General features: G+C 63.7%; 12 protein-coding genes. 6 read left to right on the forward strand and 6 right to left on the reverse strand.

Annotated features, from left to right (window positions below):
- Nucleotides 1-83 precede the first annotated feature (83 nt).
- Entirely contained in the window at nt 84-962 is an 879-nt protein-coding gene (locus DES43_RS05470) for a branched-chain amino acid aminotransferase (protein WP_035023069.1), read from the reverse strand.
- A gap of 308 nt (nt 963-1270) precedes the next feature.
- On the opposite strand from DES43_RS05470, the gene DES43_RS05475 reads away from it, so the two are divergent.
- The gene (locus DES43_RS05475; RefSeq protein WP_035023071.1) at nt 1271-2080 is read left to right on the forward strand and encodes a L,D-transpeptidase; all 810 of its coding nucleotides are present in this window, start codon (nt 1271-1273) and stop codon (nt 2078-2080) included.
- Between the two features lie 71 nt (nt 2081-2151).
- On the opposite strand, the gene DES43_RS05480 is transcribed toward DES43_RS05475, so the two are convergent.
- Nucleotides 2152-3699, reverse strand: coding sequence for a helicase HerA-like C-terminal domain-containing protein (locus tag DES43_RS05480; protein ID WP_035023074.1), 1548 nt, complete (start codon nt 3697-3699; stop codon nt 2152-2154).
- Nucleotides 3700-3887: 188 nt separating this feature from the next.
- Between DES43_RS05480 and DES43_RS05485 the strand changes: the two genes are divergently transcribed.
- Complete coding sequence (locus DES43_RS05485) at nt 3888-5195, forward strand: methylmalonyl-CoA mutase family protein (protein ID WP_051520360.1); 1308 nt, start codon at nt 3888-3890, stop codon at nt 5193-5195.
- 248 nt (nt 5196-5443) lie between these two features.
- Here DES43_RS05485 and greA read toward each other — a convergent pair whose 3' ends face one another.
- Both greA and DES43_RS05495 read right to left on the reverse strand, forming a co-directional pair.
- Nucleotides 5444-5920 (reverse strand): transcription elongation factor GreA, encoded by a 477-nt coding sequence (gene greA, locus DES43_RS05490; RefSeq protein WP_035023077.1) that lies wholly within the window; start codon nt 5918-5920, stop codon nt 5444-5446.
- Nucleotides 5921-5926: 6 nt separating this feature from the next.
- A complete protein-coding gene (locus DES43_RS05495; RefSeq protein ID WP_035023080.1) occupies nt 5927-6931 on the reverse strand; it encodes an asparaginase in 1005 nt (334 codons plus the stop codon).
- A 155-nt stretch (nt 6932-7086) separates the two neighbouring features.
- Between DES43_RS05495 and betI the strand changes: the two genes are divergently transcribed.
- The 4 genes from betI to betB are packed head-to-tail and all read left to right on the forward strand — an operon-like array spanning nt 7087 to nt 12367.
- Nucleotides 7087-7680 carry a transcriptional regulator BetI gene (betI, locus tag DES43_RS05500; RefSeq protein ID WP_035023083.1) on the forward strand — a complete coding sequence of 198 codons (594 nt, stop codon included), beginning with the start codon at nt 7087-7089 and terminating at the stop codon, nt 7678-7680.
- A complete protein-coding gene (gene betC, locus DES43_RS05505; protein ID WP_035023086.1) occupies nt 7677-9203 on the forward strand; it encodes a choline-sulfatase in 1527 nt (508 codons plus the stop codon). The genes betI and betC overlap by 4 nt, the downstream gene beginning before the upstream one ends.
- A 2-nt stretch (nt 9204-9205) precedes the next feature.
- Nucleotides 9206-10858, forward strand: a complete 1653-nt coding sequence (betA, locus tag DES43_RS05510) for a choline dehydrogenase (protein ID WP_035023089.1) — start codon at nt 9206-9208, stop codon at nt 10856-10858.
- A gap of 45 nt (nt 10859-10903) precedes the next feature.
- Complete coding sequence (gene betB / locus DES43_RS05515; RefSeq protein ID WP_035023092.1) at nt 10904-12367, forward strand: betaine-aldehyde dehydrogenase; 1464 nt, start codon at nt 10904-10906, stop codon at nt 12365-12367.
- Here the strand turns inward: betB and DES43_RS05520 are convergent.
- Nucleotides 12361-14598: a mannose-1-phosphate guanylyltransferase/mannose-6-phosphate isomerase gene (locus DES43_RS05520; protein ID WP_035023484.1), complete on the reverse strand. Its 2238-nt coding sequence runs from the start codon at nt 14596-14598 to the stop codon at nt 12361-12363. The genes betB and DES43_RS05520 overlap by 7 nt on opposite strands.
- Nucleotides 14599-14606: 8 nt before the next feature.
- Nucleotides 14607-16127, reverse strand: coding sequence for a phosphomannomutase/phosphoglucomutase (locus DES43_RS05525; protein WP_035023095.1), 1521 nt, complete (start codon nt 16125-16127; stop codon nt 14607-14609).
- Between the last annotated feature and the right edge of the window lie 142 nt (nt 16128-16269).

Raw genomic sequence — 16269 nt, forward strand, 5'->3', positions numbered from 1 at the left:
TCCGGCTGGGTTACCGGACTAACATAGGTACGCATGCCACGGGAACAACTCCCGCCGCGAAGCACCGGACACCTTTTATTTGCTCACGAAGCGGAAGTCGAATGCGCCCATTCCCAATAAAGCTCCCGCGCCTTCCTGGCTACAGGCCCGGCTGGCAATTGCCTGTCCTCGAAGCGGACGACGGGCACGACCTTGGAATGATTTCCGGTGGAAAATATCTCGTCGGCCTCGCGGAAATCGCGCACGGTCAGCGTCTTTTCGGTGGTCTGGAAACCATAGTCCGCCAACAGCCGGATCGTGCGGGCGCGCGTGATTCCGGCGAGGAACGTGCCGTTCGCGGATGGGGTGAACACATGGCCGTCCTTCACCATGAAAATATTGGTCGAACCGGTCTCGGCCACATTGCCCAGCATGTCGAGCACCAGCGCATTGTCGAAGCCGCGCATCCGCGCCTCCAGGATGGCGCGCGCATTGTTGGGGTACAGGCACCCGGCCTTGGCATTGGTGGGCATGGTTTCGATGGTCGGCCTGCGGAACGGCGAGACCGTGACCGAAAATCCTTCCGGCGCCAGCATTGGCGATTCGTAGAGGCAAAGGCAGAAACGGGTCGATGCAGGGTCCGCCGGCACCCCCATATAACCGCCATGCTCGGCCCAGTACATCGGCCGGATGTAAACGGCGGTCTTGCCATCGAATCGCTTCAGGCCGTCCCATGTCAGTTCCACGATCCGGTCAGGGCTCATGGTCGGTTTCAGACCCAGCGCAATTGCGGAGGCGTTGACGCGCGCCGCATGAAGATCGAGATCGGGCGCCACGCCTTCGAACCAGCGCGCGCCGTCGAATACGGTCGAGCCCAGCCACATGGCATGGCTCATCGGCCCGATCAGCGCGACATTGCCCTCATGCCAGTCGCCATCCACATAGCTCCAGGTCGTCGTGCGCGCTTTTTCCGCCAATGTCATGTCGTTTCCAGTCCGTCGGTTTTAACCAATGTCACCATTGGTCGTCTCTTGCCGCCCGCCCGTCAATCACGAAGACGTCATAATCATTAATCCAGAACCGGCCACATAATCTGTTTACCTTCCTTTCAGCAGCACCATCTAAGGTCGGGCAACCCGTTGCCGATTGGCAACAGTGGAACCTTAGTCACATGTTCGCCTTTATTTATCCTCCCTGCGGCCAGATTCGGCACTACCTATCGGCCCGGTCGGGAGAGGCGACGCCCATGGCGTGCCCATGTGAACAGTAAGAAAGATCGAGACTGCAGCTTATGGCAACAGATTCACCTCCCGCCCTGCTGACAAGGCGTCGTTTCCTCAATATGGCGGCGATGGGCGCGGCAGCGGCCACCGTATCGGCCTGCACCACCACATCCCCCTCCGTCCCCCTTGGCCCTCCAGAGCCGCAAGCCCAGCCGGAACTCGGCAGTTACGACATCATGTATGGCCCGGTGTTCGACGGAGGCTACGAGATTCCTGCGGTCCCGTATCGCAAGATCGATTCGAAATTCCTGCGCCAGATCGTGCCAGATCCGACCGGCGAACGTCCCGGCACCATTGTCGTCGACACCTCGCAGCACTTCCTCTATCTCGTCCGCGAAGACGGGCAGGCCATACGCTATGGTGTCGGTCTGGGCCGCGCCGGTTTCGAGTGGGCGGGCCGCGCGGTCGTCCAGTACAAGCGCGAATGGCCGAAGTGGACCCCTCCGGACGAGATGATCGCCCGCCAGCCGGAACTGGAGAAATACAGCTCGCGCAACGGCGGCATGCCTCCGGGGTTGATGAACCCGCTGGGTGCGCGCGCGCTCTACATATTCCAGAACAACGAGGATACGCTTTACCGTATCCACGGCTCGCCTGAGTGGCACTCGATCGGCAAGTCGATCTCGTCCGGCTGCGTGCGCCTGATGAACCAGGACATCATCGACCTCCATAGCCGCGTTCCCGGCAAGACGCCCATTCTCGTCACGAACGGGCTAGGCGCGCGCATCGCCGGCCATGATCCGGGCGGCGTCGCTGTCGATGCGGGCGTGCCCGAGGGCTCCACCCTTCTCGGTCGCGTCAGCCGCTCGTGGCTTTGACGTCAGGCTGACGGCTTCAACAGGAAAGGCGGCGCCCATGCGCCGCCTTTCTTGCACCATGCGGCAAGCCGTTACTTTCGGGTCAGACTGCCGAGAATACCGCGCACCAGCGCGCGCCCGACAGAGGATCCGACCGAACGCACCACCGACTTGATCGCCGCTTCCGTCACGGTCTGTCGGTTCGACGTTCGCGGCGCAGCGGTCCGGCGCGTGCGTGTGGTCGGGGCCGGCGCATTGCCGAAATCGGGCAAGGTCCAGCCGCCTCCGGTGCCGCCCGGTGTCTGCGGTTGCGCCTGCTGCGGCGCGGCCTGCGCCTCCGATGCGCGCTTCTGGAGAATCTCAAAGGCGGATTCACGGTCGACCGGCTGGTCGTATTGACCGGCTACCGGGCTCATTGCCACGATCTTCTGTCGCTCCTGTGGCGTCACCGGCCCGAGCCGCGACGACGGCGGGCGGATGAGCGTACGCTGGACAATCGAAGGAACGCCCTTGTTCTCCAGCGTCGAGACAAGCGCCTCGCCTGTACCGAGCTGCGTGATCGCTGTTGCGCAATCGAAATCGGGGTTCGGCCGGAAGGTGTCGGCCGCCGTCTTCACCGCCTTCTGCTCGCGCGGCGTATAGGCGCGCAGGGCGTGCTGGATGCGATTGCCAAGCTGGGCAAGTACGGTTTCCGGCACGTCGAGCGGGTTCTGCGTCACGAAGTAGACCCCGACGCCCTTGGAGCGGATCAGCCGAACGACCTGCTCGACACGGTCGACCAGCGCCTTGGGCGCATCGTCGAACAGGAGATGGGCTTCATCGAAGAAGAACACCAGCTTCGGCTTGTCGGGATCGCCAACCTCAGGCAGCACCTCGAACAGTTCCGACATGAGCCACAGCAGGAAGGTGGCATAGAGGCGCGGATTCATCATCAGCTTGTCCGCAGCCAGCACGTTGATGGCTCCCCGCCCGTCGCGCGTGGTGCGCATCAGGTCGGCGATGCGCAGCGCCGGTTCGCCGAAGAAGTTGTTGCCGCCCTGCTGCTCCAGAACCAGCAGCGAGCGCTGGATCGCGCCCACAGACTGCCTGGTGACATTGCCGTAGCGCGCGCCAATCTCGGCGGACCGCTCGGCAAGATTGGCCAGCAGCGCCTGCAAATCCTTCATGTCGAGGAGAAGCAGCCCCTCTTCATCGGCGATGCGGAAGGCGATGTTCATGACACCTTCCTGCGCCTCGGTCAGGTTCATCAGCCGCGACAGCAACAGCGGTCCCATCTCCGAAATGGTTGCCCGAATCGGGTGGCCCTGTTCTCCGAACAGGTCCCAGAAGATCACCGGGAACTCCTGAAACTCATACGGGTCGAGATGGATTTCCTCGGCCCTTTTCAGAAGGAAGTCCTTGGCCTCGCCTATCATGGAGATGCCTGAAAGGTCGCCCTTGATATCGGCGCAGAACACCGGAACGCCGGCATTCGAAAATCCTTCGGCCAATATCTGCAAGGTCACCGTCTTGCCCGTACCGGTCGCCCCGGTGACGAGCCCATGGCGGTTGCCGTAGCGCAGCAGAAGGTTTTCCGCCTCCTGATAGCTGTCGTCAGGCTTGCGGCTTGCACCGAGGAAAATGCTGTCGTCACCCGCCATCGTCAGTTCTCCGCAATCCCGAACGGCTCAGGGCTTCCTGGCCATCTTCTGGTATAGTAAGGCAGCCGTGAAAATCAAAGATGCAACTTCCCCACCTCCATCTGCTGCATTGCGGTAGAGGAGCAGGAACCGTACACTGCCGTCCCGGCCGATGCGGCGGACCTGGGGTGCAGCAGAGGAATCGATTCTTGACCGATACAGCAGCAGATCGCCACGGCCAGGAGACGCGGTGGCGGGCCTTCGCCGAAGGAGTGCTTGGGGCCGGAAGCAAAACTCAAACTGACGGGACCGCCGGTTCGTCGCGATGGATCGTCTGCCAGCGCATCGACGATCCGGACATCGAACGCGCCCGCGCCCAGATAGCCGACGACCTCGCCAATGGCGCAACGGGGCTGGCGCTTGTATTCGACGGTGCGCCCAACGCCTTTGGCTATGGCCTGCCCGGCACCGCCGAGGCTCTCGAGCAGGTTCTGGAAGGCGTTCCACTGGACAGAATCTATCTCAGGATAGACGTGCATCCCGCCAGCCGCGCCATGGCGGACTGGCTCGTGACCCTCCTCAACCGCGGCAAGATCAACCCCAGGCGTCTCAATCTTTCTTTCGGCATCGATCCGGCAGCTACGTTCGCCGGCACGGGGCGCCTGCGCATGAGCATCGAGGCATTGCAGGCATCCATGCCCCAGTCGCTGGCCCACTTCTTCGCCATGGACGTTCCGGGCGTCCTGCTGGAAGCCGACGGGCGCATATTGCATAACGCGGGCGCCAGCGAAGCGCAGGAACTTGGCGCCATGCTGGCATCGGCTGCCGGGCACCTGCGGCTTTTTCAGGAAGCGCGACAGGCATTGGTCTATGCCGCGCCGCATATCGGTTTTGCAGTGGGGGTGGATGACGACGTTGCGCGTTCAGCCGCCAAGATCAAGGCATTGCGCGTGCTGTGGACCCGCTTGCAGGATAACTTCATGATACCGCCTGCGGCCGCTACGATTCATGCCGAAACGTCGATGCGCATCGTCGGGCAAGACGACCTCACCGCAAATGTCGCCCGCAACGCGGCCGCCTGCTCCGGAGCGATTGCCGGCGGCGCGGATTCGATATCGGTTCTTCCGCATACGATCGGGCATGGCTTGCCGGAAGGCTCCGCGCGGCGGGTGGCGCGCGATGTGCAATTGCTGTTGATGCAGGAAGACACCGCCGCGCCGGGAGAGATCAATGCGCTCACCAACAGCCTCGCCGAACAAGGCTGGGCGGAATTTCAGCGCATCGAACAGGAAGGCGGCATTCTGCCAAGCCTCAAGGCCGGGCATATTCAGGCTCGTGTCAAAGCCTATGCCGAAAAGCGCTTGCAGGGCCACGCCGAAGACCGCGCGACTGCTCCGGGTGCCGCGATTGCGGTGCCCACCCTGCCGGCGGAGCGTCACCCCGCCCCGACCGACGGTGTCGTCTTCTGCGAAGCCCTGTACCCGCTGCGTCCGGACCACAGGGCAGCCTGGCCCTGAAATCCAATCGTCGTGGCTCTTGCTGCAACACCGTTGTACGATGTCGCAGCAGGGAATGCACCTGTCGGCACCACCATCCACATGATCGGTAAGTCCGAGGCGTTCTCACGCCGCAGGAGCATCTGCGTACCGGAGGCTGGGTGCGAGTCATTGATGACCGGGCGCACTACATGCCGAACAGCCAGCGCAGCCTTTTTCCGCGACAACACGGTTCCGGGTAAAGAACCAGGGCAGATGGACAGGGGCCCTCAGGCATCCGCCGACAGGCCAACGATCTCCCATTCGCGACCGTTGACGTTCACCAGATCACCGGCTTTCCGGCCAAACAGAGCCTGCGCCATCGGAGACACATGCGAGATCGAGCCTTTCGCGGGATCGGCCTCGTCCTCGCCCACGATCCGCCAGCGCGCCGTCTTGCCGTCGCCATCCTCCAGGGCGACCGTCATGCCGAAGCGCACGACATCCGAGCCCGCTTCGGGCACGGACAATTCGGCGCTCTCGCGCCTCGCGGTCCAGTAGCGCAAGTCACGCGCCATCAGTGCCAGGCGCTCACGGTCGTCTTCCGTCTCCGCGCCCGCCATTTCCTCGCGCAGCCTCACGAGTTCGGCCTCGATCATGGCCAGCCCGTTTGCAGTCACGAGATTGCGGTGCGGGCTGACCGGCCGTTCGCCTAGCACGGCCGCCGCATTCTCGTTGTCTTCCTCTTTCGTGAACGCCCTGCTCATATCGGATCAACCCAACGCGTCGGCCGGTCTCAGTTCGCCGACCTTGACGCCGTTGCGGCTCAGTATCGGCTGCACCGCTTGTCGGCGCAACTCAGCCGCCAGTTCGCCGTCTTTCGCCAGCAGTTTTGCCAGCACGCCCGCGATCATGATTTCGGCAGCGCGTATCGCGCCATCGTCGCACTTCAGCGCGATTCCGAGGCCGAGTTCCGGGATAGCGGCACAGTAGACACCTTCCGCCCCCATCTTGACGAAGATGCGGCCGGGTGCGGCTTTCATCAGCCGCTCATCGGCGCAGCCAGTGCCGGACATCATGAATGGCTCGGCCATACAGGCCCAGAGCAGGCGTTGCGCTGCCTTCGCCCGTTCCGCTCCCAGCCGCTCCCCCGTCGCCATTCTGGCAAAGCCGGTGGCGAAACTGCGCAGCGGCACGGCATAGGTGGGGATCGAGCAACCGTCGGTGCCGCAATGGTCCACGCCATGCGCCGCGCCCGTCACCGCCTCCATCGCATCGCGCACCATATCCTGCAATTTATGCCCGGCGGCCACATAGCCGCGATGAGCAATCCCGGAATGACAGCATGTACACAGAAACCCCGAATGCTTGCCGGAACAGTTGTTGTGCAGCGCATTGGGTGCGCCGCCGCTGCGCGCCAGCGCCACGGTCGCGCCATGATTGCCCGGCCAGTGGCTGCCGCATTCCAGCGCCACTTCATCCAGCCCGGCCTTTGCGAGCATGGATCGCGCCGTTTCGACATGCTCCGGCTCGCCAGAATGCGAGGCACAGGCCAGCGCCAGCTCGCGATTGCCGAAGCCGTAGGCGTCGGCCGCGCCGCTTTCCACCAGCGGCAGCGCCTGTATCGCCTTCACGGCCGAGCGCGGAAAGACAGGCTTTGCGGTATCGCCAATCTCCCAGACCGTCCTGCCCGCAGCATCGTAAACGGCAATTGCACCGCGATGCGCACTCTCCACGATGGAGCCGCGCAGCACCTCGACCAGAACCGGATTCGTCATGTTTTTGCGTCCTCAGCAATCGGCAAACCAGTGGAAGAGACATAGCCGTCAATGCCGGTGCCGCTCAAGCCGCCCGGCAATCCCGCCACCGGGTTGCAATTTTTGTTGATTGATCAGTCAATTAAAAATAATATCTACCTCAGGGAGAACACGACATGCCCAAAATCGGAATGGAACCGGTGCGCCGAAAGGCGCTGATCGACGCCACCATCTCAACCATAGGCGAACGCGGCACACTCAACGTCACCGTGGCCGAGATAGCCGGGCGGGCGGGCGTGTCGTCCGCACTGGCGCATCACTATTTCGGCCCGAAGGAAGAGCTTTTGCAGGCCACGATGCGACAATTGCTGGCCGATCTCGGCCGCGATGCCGTTTCGGCCCTGCGCAGTGCGGCCACGCCGCGCGAACGGGTGTCGGCGGTCATCTCCGTCAACTTCAATGCCGGCCAGTTCCGCGAGGAAACCGTGCATGCGTGGCTGGCCTTCTATGTGGAGGCGCAGAACTCGCCGACGCTGCGCCGCCTGCTGCGCGTCTATGCAAGGCGCCTGCATTCCAACCTGATGAGTGGGCTCGCTCCCCTCGTCCCGCGCCCGGAAGCCGAGCGCGCGGCAGAGGCCATCGCCGCCATGATCGACGGGCTCTACATCCGCCGCGCCTTGCGCGACGGCCTGCCCAATCCGGCAAGCGCCACCGCACTTGTCGAGGACTATGTCGACGCGAAGCTCAGGCAGCAGGCCAACACCCCATGACCGCTCGTCCGAACATCCTCATCCTCATGGTCGACCAGCTTGCCGGAACCCTGTTTCCGGACGGCCCGGCCGATTTCCTGCATGCGCCGCATTTGAAGGCGCTAGCGGCGCGCTCGGCCCGCTTCCGCAACAATTACACCGCCTCGCCGCTTTGCGCGCCAGCGCGCGCCTCCTTCATGAGCGGCCAGCTCCCGTCGCGTACCGGCGTCTACGACAACGCGGCCGAATTCGTCTCGTCGATCCCGACCTTCGCCCATCACCTGCGCGCCGCCGGCTATTACACCTGCCTGTCAGGCAAGATGCATTTCGTCGGGCCGGACCAGTTGCACGGCTTCGAGGAGCGGCTGACCACCGACATCTACCCGGCAGATTTCGGCTGGACGCCGGACTACCGCAAACCCGGCGAGCGCATCGACTGGTGGTATCACAACCTCGGCTCCGTCACCGGGGCGGGCGTCGCCGAGATCACCAACCAGATGGAATATGACGACGAGGTCGCCTTCCTCGCCGGCCAGAAGCTCTACGACCTGTCGCGCCAGTCCGAAGATACCGGCCGCCGCCCCTGGTGCCTGACCGTCTCCTTCACCCACCCGCACGACCCCTATGTCGCGCGCCGCCAGTATTGGGACCTCTACGAGGGCTGCCCGCAACTGGAACCCGAAGTCGGCTTCATCCCGCATGACGAGCAGGACCCGCATTCGCAGCGGCTTTATCTCGCCAGCGACTATGCGAGCTTCGACATCACGCCGGAGCAGGTGCGCCGCTCACGCCGCGGCTATTTCGCCAACATCTCCTATATCGACGACAAGGTCGGCGAACTGCTGGATGTGCTCGAACGCACGCGCATGCTGGACGACACCGTCATCCTGTTCTGCTCGGATCATGGCGATATGCTGGGCGAGCGCGGCCTGTGGTTCAAGATGAGCTTTTTCGAAGGCTCCTGCCGCGTCCCGTTGATGATTGCCGGCAAGGGCGTCGGACCTGCCCGCATCGATGCTCCGGTCTCCAATCTCGACATCTGCCCGACGCTCTGCGACCTCGCCGGCATCGACATTTCCGGCATCATGCCGTGGACGGACGGGCAATCGCTCAAGCCGCTCATGCAAGGCAGCGAGCGCGGCGAACCCGTGCTGATGGAATATGCGGCCGAAGGCTCCTATGCCCCGCTGGTCGCCATCCGCGAAGGCAAGTACAAGTTCGTGCATTGCGAGATCGACCCGCCGCAACTGTTTGATCTGGAATCCGATCCGCTCGAACTGACCAATCTCGCGGCCGACCCGCAGCATGCCGGTCTGGTCGCCGCCTTCATGGAAAAGGTCCGCGCCCGCTGGGACATGGCCGCCTTCGACGCGGCCGTGCGCGAGAGCCAGGCGCGGCGCTGGGTGGTCTATCCGGCGCTGCGCAACGGCGCCTACTTTCCATGGGATTTCCAGCCCCTGCAAAAAGCCTCGGAGCGCTACATGCGCAATCACATGGATCTCAATGTTCTGGAGGAACAGAAACGCTTCCCGCGAGGTGAATAGCTATGCTCGAAGCTGATTTCGTCATCATCGGTTCCGGCTCGGCCGGTTCGGCCATGGCCTACCGGCTGTCCGAGGACGGCAGGCATTCGGTCATCGTCATCGAATATGGCGGCACCGACATCGGGCCGCTGATCCAGATGCCGTCCGCCCTGTCGATCCCGCTCAACATGCCGCTCTACGACTGGGGCTTCGCCAGCGAGCCGGAGCCACACCTGGGCGGACGCGTTCTCGCCACGCCGCGCGGCAAGGTCCTGGGTGGCTCCTCTTCCATCAACGGCATGGTCTATGTACGCGGCCATGCCCGCGATTTCGACCACTGGGCCGAGGAAGGGGCTGCCGGCTGGAGCTATGCGGACGTGCTGCCCTACTTCAAGCGCATGGAACATTCGCATGGCGGCGAGGAAGGCTGGCGCGGCACCGACGGGCCCCTGCACGTCCAGCGCGGCAAGCGCGAGAACCCGCTCTATGCCGCCTTCATCGAGGCAGGCAGGCAGGCAGGCTTCGAACTCACCCGTGACTACAACGGTTCCAAGCAGGAAGGTTTCGGACCGATGGAGCAGACCATCCATCGCGGCCGCCGCTGGTCCACTGCCAATGCCTATCTGCGCCCTGCCCTGAAACGGAAAAACGTCAGCCTGGTCAGCGGCTTCGCGCGAAAAGTCGTCATCGAGAATCAACGCGCCACCGGTGTCGAGATCGAAGCTCGCGGACAGATTCAGGTCGTTAAAGCGCGGTGTGAGGTGATCGTCGCCGCCTCTTCGATCAACTCGCCGAAAATCCTCATGCTGTCGGGCATCGGACCAGCACAACATCTTCAGGATAACGGCATCGCCGTGGTTGCCGACCGGCCCGGCGTTGGCGCCAATCTTCAGGACCATCTCGAACTCTACATCCAGCAGGAATCGACCCAGCCGATCACGCTGAATTCCGTCCTGAATCCTTTCTCCAAGGCGCTCATCGGCGCGCGCTGGCTGCTGTTCAAGAGCGGGCTCGGCGCCACCAATCATTTCGAGGCGGCCGCCTTCCTGCGTTCGGCCGCCGGCATCGACTATCCCGACATCCAGTATCATTTCATCCCCGCCGCCGTGCGCTACGACGGCAAGGCGGTGGCCAACACGCACGGCTTCCAGGCCCATGTCGGCCCGATGCGTTCCAAATCGCGCGGCTCGGTCACGCTGCGTTCGCCCGATGCATGGGACAAGCCGGTCATCCGCTTCAACTACATGTCCCATCCGGACGACTGGACGGAGTTCCGCCGCTGCATCCGCCTCACCCGCGAGATCTTTTCGCAGGCCGCCTTCGATCCCTATCGCGGCAAGGAGATTTCGCCGGGCAGTCATGTGCAGACCGACGCGGAGCTCGACGCCTTCATTCGCGACCACGCCGAGAGCGCGCTGCACCCCTGCGGCACCTGTCGCATGGGCCGAGCCGACGATCCGATGAGCGTTGTGGACCCCGAATGCAGGGTCATCGGCGTGGAGGGCCTGCGGTTGGCGGATTCCTCCATCTTTCCGCGCATCACCAACGGCAATCTCAACGGACCGTCGATCATGACCGGCGAGAAAGCCGCCGACCACATTCTTGGCCGCGCGCCGCTGCCGCCCTCCAATCAGGAACCTTGGATCAATCCGCGCTGGCAACAGTCGGACAGATAAGCCAAAGTCCCTTCAACCGATCCGATGCAACCACCGGAGCCTGCCATGCGCGCCCAGCCGACCGCCTCCCACTATGTCAACGGACGCTATATCGACGACGATCGCGGCGCGGAAATCGCCGTCATCTATCCGGCCACGGGCGAGCGCATCGCCACGCTGCATGCGGCTACGCCCAACATCATCGAACTGGCGATAGAATCGGCACGCGCCACGCAAGCCGAATGGGCGCGCATCAAGCCGGTCGAGCGCGGCCGCATCCTGCGCCGCGCCGCCGACATGTTGCGCGACCGCAACGAGGCGCTGGCGCGGCTCGAAACGCTCGACACAGGCAAGGCCATTCAGGAAACACTGGTCGCCGACGCCCCTTCCGCAGCCGATTGCCTCGAATATTTCGCAGGCGCCGTCGCCAGCTTCAACGGCGAGTTCATCGACCTAGGCGGCCCCTTCGCCTATACGCGCCGCGAACCGCTCGGCGTCTGCGTCGGCATCGGCGCCTGGAACTATCCGATCCAGATCGCCGGCTGGAAATCGGCTCCGGCGCTCGCCATGGGCAACGCCATGGTCTTCAAACCGTCCGAGAACACGCCGCTCTCCGCACTGGCGCTCGCCGAAATCTATTCCGAGGCAGGATTGCCCGATGGTCTGTTCAACGTAGTGCAGGGCTATGGCGAAGTGGGCGCTTCGCTGGTCGGTCATCCTTCCGTCGCCAAGGTGTCGGTCACGGGCTCGGTCGCCACCGGCAAGCGCGTCCTGGCGCAGGCGGGTGCCGAGATGAAGCACGCCACCATGGAGCTTGGCGGCAAGTCGCCGCTCATCGTCTTCGACGATGCGGACCTCGAAAACGCCATTGGCGGGGCGATGCTCGGCAATTTCTATTCCACCGGTCAGGTCTGCTCCAACGGCACCCGCGTCTTCGTCCAGAAAGGCTTGCACGACCACTTCGTCGAGCGCCTTGTCGAGCGCACAAAGAAAATCCGCATTGGCGACCCGCTCGACCCCGAAACCCAGATGGGGCCGCTGGTCAGCAAGGCCCAGCACGAGCGCGTTCTGTCCTATATCGAGGCCGGCAAACAGGAAGGTGCTGCGCTCGCCTGCGGCGGCAACGTGCCTGTTCTGCAAGGTTTCGACGGCGGCTTCTTCGTGGAACCGACCGTCTTCACCGGCGTGACAGACGACATGCGCATCGCGCGCGAGGAAATCTTCGGGCCGGTGATGAGCGTGCTTTCCTTCGCGGACGAGGACGAGGTGATAAACCGCGCCAATGGCACGGAGTTCGGCCTCGCCGCCGGTGTCTTCACCGGCGACATGGCGCGCGCCCACCGCGTCATCGGCGAATTGCAGGCGGGCACTTGCTGGATCAACGCCTACAATCTCACCCCGGTAGAGATGCCGTTCGGCGGCTACAAGCAGTCTGGTATCGGGCGCGAAAACTCTCTGGCCGCGCTCCAGCATTATTCGCAGATCAAGTCGGTCTATGTGGAAACCGGCGACGTCGACAGCCCCTACTGACCGTTCTCCGCCGTCGCATCCAGATACTGCATCAGGGCATAGACGAGGTGGTAGAAGATCGAGGCCGGCACCTCGGCCGCCACCGAGCGGCCGCGCTCGTCGATACGGTCGATCCACAGCCCGACCGGGGCCGGATCGATGTGCCAGCGGAACAGGCGGCCCACGCGCGCTTCGATCTCCGGCTTCAGGTCAGGCCCATCGGCCCTGTCAAGCGCGATGGAAGCCTTGATCGCTTCCGTCTGCGGCCAGCTTCGCGACACAAGGTCGAGCGGCATGCCCTGCTTCGATACCGCGCCGTAGGCAAGCCCCGTCGCCCGGTTCAGGCCATTGGCCACCGCCGAGGCATAGAGCTTGCGGGCATAGGTCGTCAGGCTGGTCTGACCGCTGCGATTGGAGAAGTCTATCAGCAGCGAGGCCCATTCGAAATGATGGCCCGGTTCCGTCCAGTCGCCTTTGCCGTCCGGCGCGGGAGCCCAGCCATCCCCGAAATATTCGCCCACGGTCCAGCTGTCCGCATCGAAGAAGTAGCTGCGGAACAGGTCGACGATGCGGGCCGCGCGACGCAGATAGGTTCGGTCGCCTGTCGCCTCATGCCAGGCGAGAAACGCCTCCAGCAAATGCATGTGCGGATTGGAGCGGCGCAGGCTGCCTCCCTCCGGCGCCTCGAGGAAACCGGCAAGGCTGCTGTCTTCGAGATGCTCGTCAAGGAAGGCGAACGTCTCGCGGCCAAGCTGCAACGCATCCGGATTGCCGCACATATGGGCGTGGGCCAGCGCCAGAAGCACGCAGGAATGGTCGTAGGCGTCTTCCGTCGCGTCGCTTACCGAACCATCCACGTTGAAGGTTCGAGCCCAGCCGCCCCGATCCGTTCGGCCGCGCGACATGAAGTCCAGCCCATGGGCGATCAGCAGGTCTGCGGGACCGCCCCAGCCGCGAGCCTTGGCCACGGCAAACCCATAGACCTGCCGCGCCATGGTGCGCATGCGCTTCGGCCTGGCCAGCGGCACCGCGTCGAGACCCAGCGCCTCATGAAAGCCGCCATGGCGCTCGTCCACGCCAATGGTGGACCATAGCGGCAGCGCCTCCTCGAACAGCCAGTGCCGCACCCGCCCGCGCCATGCGCCGCTTTCCACCACCCGGTCGTGCGAGGGCGTGAACCGCGTTTCCAGCCGGCCGCTCTTTTCGAGCTGCTGCACCACCTTGCGCACATTCTGGCTGTGCGACACCGGAGCCACGAAGGTCGCGTCCGCGGTTGCGACCACCGCCGTGTCCTTCAGCCCCACCGCCGACAGAAGCCGCCCGTGGCTGCGGATATAGGAATTCTGGCAATCGATGGCGACGACATCGCCGATAATGACATTGCCGTTTTCATCCGAAGGTCCGACATCGAGCAGGGATTGCCATGAGCCGAGGTCGTTCCATCGGAAACCTGCCGGCACCATGGCGATGCCCTCGGCACGCTCCATCACCGCATAGTCGATGGAATCGGAAGGGATTGCCGCATAGAGCTCTTCCGGCATGTAGAGACCGGACAGGTCGCTGGTCGCCGCCTCGGAAGCCTTTTCCGTGGCCTTCCAGATTTCCGGCTGGAAGCGCAGGAAGGCGTCGCGCATGACGCTCGCCCGGAACAGGAAAATGCCGGCATTCCAGTAGTAGTTGCCTGCTGCGACATATTTCTGCGCCGTTTCGAGATCCGGCTTCTCCACGAAGCGCGAAACATCGAAGACGCCGCTATTTTCCGCGCCAACCTCGATATAGCCATAGCCGGTCTCGGGCTGGTCGGGGCGAATGCCGAACACCACCAGCCGCCCCTCGCCTGCCGCCGGCACGCCCTGCTCCACCGTCTGCCAGAACTGCGCGGTGGTGGAAATCTCGTGATCGGAGGGCACCACCAGAATGAGGCTGTCGCCAAAATCCGCCAGCGTGCGCAATGTCGCCAGCGCCACGGCCGCGGCGGTGTTGCGCCCCACCGGCTCGAAAAGCACCCCGCCCCCGGCAAGATCGATGCCGTTTATGTCGCCGTGCACACGCCCGGCATGGCGTTCGGATGCGATCAGGAATACCGGGGCAGCACCGGCAGTGCGCCCGGTCATGCGGCGCAACGTCTTGGCAAGCATCGAGCCATCGCCCGACAGATCATGGAACTGCTTGGGATTATCCTCGCGCGAGAGTGGCCACAGGCGCGAACCCACGCCACCGCTCATCACGAAACAGGCAATGCGTTCGCTCATCATGTCACTCAGAAAGTCTGGTTGTAGGGGCCGACTTCCGGACTGCGCCGCAGCACGGCATCCAGCGCCTCGAACATCTCACGCCGCCTTTCCGCCGAGACCGGGCTTTCTACCACCACGACGAGTTCCGGCTTGTTCGACGAGGCCCGCACCAGCCCCCATGTGCCGTCTTCGGCCACGACGCGCACGCCGTTCACCGTCACCAGGTCGGAGATGGCCTGCCCGGCGAAGCGCTCTCCGGCCGCCTTCATGCGTTCGAAATCGGAGAGCACGCGCTCGACCACACCATATTTCAACTCGTCGTCGCAATGCGGCGACATGGTCGGCGTGCCGTAGGTGACAGGCAGGTCGCGATAGAGGTCGGCCATGGACTTGGCCGGATTGCGGTCGAGCATGCCGCACACGGCAATCGCCGTCACCAGCCCGTCGTCATAGCCGCGCCCGATGGGCGGATTGAAGAAGAAGTGGCCGGATTTCTCGAAGCCGGCGATGGCCCCAAGCTCGGCCACCCGTCGCTTGATGTAGGAATGGCCGGTCTTCCAGTAATCCGTCGTCGCCCCTTGCGCCTGCAATTGCGGGTCGGTCCTGAACAGGCCGGTCGACTTCACGTCCACGACGAAGGTCGAGCCCGGATGAAGCCGCGAAATATCGCGTGCCAGCATCACGCCCACCTTGTCGGCGAAGATCTCGTTGCCCTCGTTGTCGACCACGCCGCAGCGGTCGCCATCGCCGTCGAAGCCGAGGCCGACATCGGCGCCCGTTTCCAGCACCTTGTCGCGGATCGCATGCAGCATCTGCATGTCCTCCGGGTTCGGATTGTAGCGCGGGAAGCTGTGGTCGAGTTCCACGTCGAGGGGGATGACCTCGCAACCGATCCGCTCCAGCGCTTCGGGGGCGAAAGCGCCGGCCGTGCCGTTGCCGCAGGCGGCCACGACCCTGAGCTTGCGGCCGATTCGCTTTCCCGAGACGAGGTCGTCGAGATAGGTTTCGCGAAAACCGCGTATCATCTCATAGGAACCGCCGCCGACGAGATCGAAATCGCCGCCCAGCACGATGTTCTTCAGTGCCGTCATCTCGTCCGGGCCGAAGGTCAGGGGCCGCTGCGCGCCCATTTTCACGCCGGTCCAGCCGTTCTCGTTGTGCGAGGCGGTCACCATGGCCACCGAAGGCGTATCGAGCGCAAACTGGGCGAAATAGGCCATGGGCGAAAGCGCAAGCCCGATGTCCTTCACTTTCGCGCCGGCCGCCATCAGGCCCGACACCAGCGCCAGCTTGATCCCCAGCGAATATTCACGGAAGTCATGCCCCGTGACGATCTCGGGGGCGATGCCCATGCGCCGGATCAGCGTGGCCAGTCCCATGCCCAGCGCCTGCACGCCGATGAGGTTCAGTTCCGGCTCCTTTTCCGCGCCGGGACGGCCGAACCACCAGCGCGCGTCATATTCGCGAAAGCCAGTCGGCTTTATCAAAGCCGCGGTCTCGAACTCGAAGGTATTCGGCCGCGCCTGTTCCACAATGGTCAGCTTCACTTGAGAGGCTCCCCGCACCTTTCACATGCAATTGCGTCAGCTTGCCTAGCAGCAAAGCCTTTAAAGGGGGTTATCCTCTCACCTTCCCGGCTCTTGCACAAACAATCGTCACAAACCGGCGAACTGTCGTGTCATTGACGCT

The sequence above is a fragment of the Aquamicrobium defluvii genome (genome assembly GCF_004363725.1).
Classification (GTDB): Bacteria; Pseudomonadota; Alphaproteobacteria; order Rhizobiales; family Rhizobiaceae; genus Mesorhizobium; species Mesorhizobium defluvii.

Coding starts and splice junctions, on each gene's coding strand:
- DES43_RS05470 (WP_035023069.1), bottom strand. CDS start 962: ATGACATTGGCGGAAAAAGCGCGCACGACGACCTGGAGCTATGTGGAT.
- DES43_RS05475 (WP_035023071.1), top strand. CDS start 1,271: ATGGCAACAGATTCACCTCCCGCCCTGCTGACAAGGCGTCGTTTCCTC.
- DES43_RS05480 (WP_035023074.1), bottom strand. CDS start 3,699: ATGGCGGGTGACGACAGCATTTTCCTCGGTGCAAGCCGCAAGCCTGAC.
- greA (WP_035023077.1), bottom strand. CDS start 5,920: ATGAGCAGGGCGTTCACGAAAGAGGAAGACAACGAGAATGCGGCGGCC.
- DES43_RS05495 (WP_035023080.1), bottom strand. CDS start 6,931: ATGACGAATCCGGTTCTGGTCGAGGTGCTGCGCGGCTCCATCGTGGAG.
- betI (WP_035023083.1), top strand. CDS start 7,087: ATGCCCAAAATCGGAATGGAACCGGTGCGCCGAAAGGCGCTGATCGAC.
- betC (WP_035023086.1), top strand. CDS start 7,677: ATGACCGCTCGTCCGAACATCCTCATCCTCATGGTCGACCAGCTTGCC.
- betA (WP_035023089.1), top strand. CDS start 9,206: ATGCTCGAAGCTGATTTCGTCATCATCGGTTCCGGCTCGGCCGGTTCG.
- betB (WP_035023092.1), top strand. CDS start 10,904: ATGCGCGCCCAGCCGACCGCCTCCCACTATGTCAACGGACGCTATATC.
- DES43_RS05520 (WP_035023484.1), bottom strand. CDS start 14,598: ATGAGCGAACGCATTGCCTGTTTCGTGATGAGCGGTGGCGTGGGTTCG.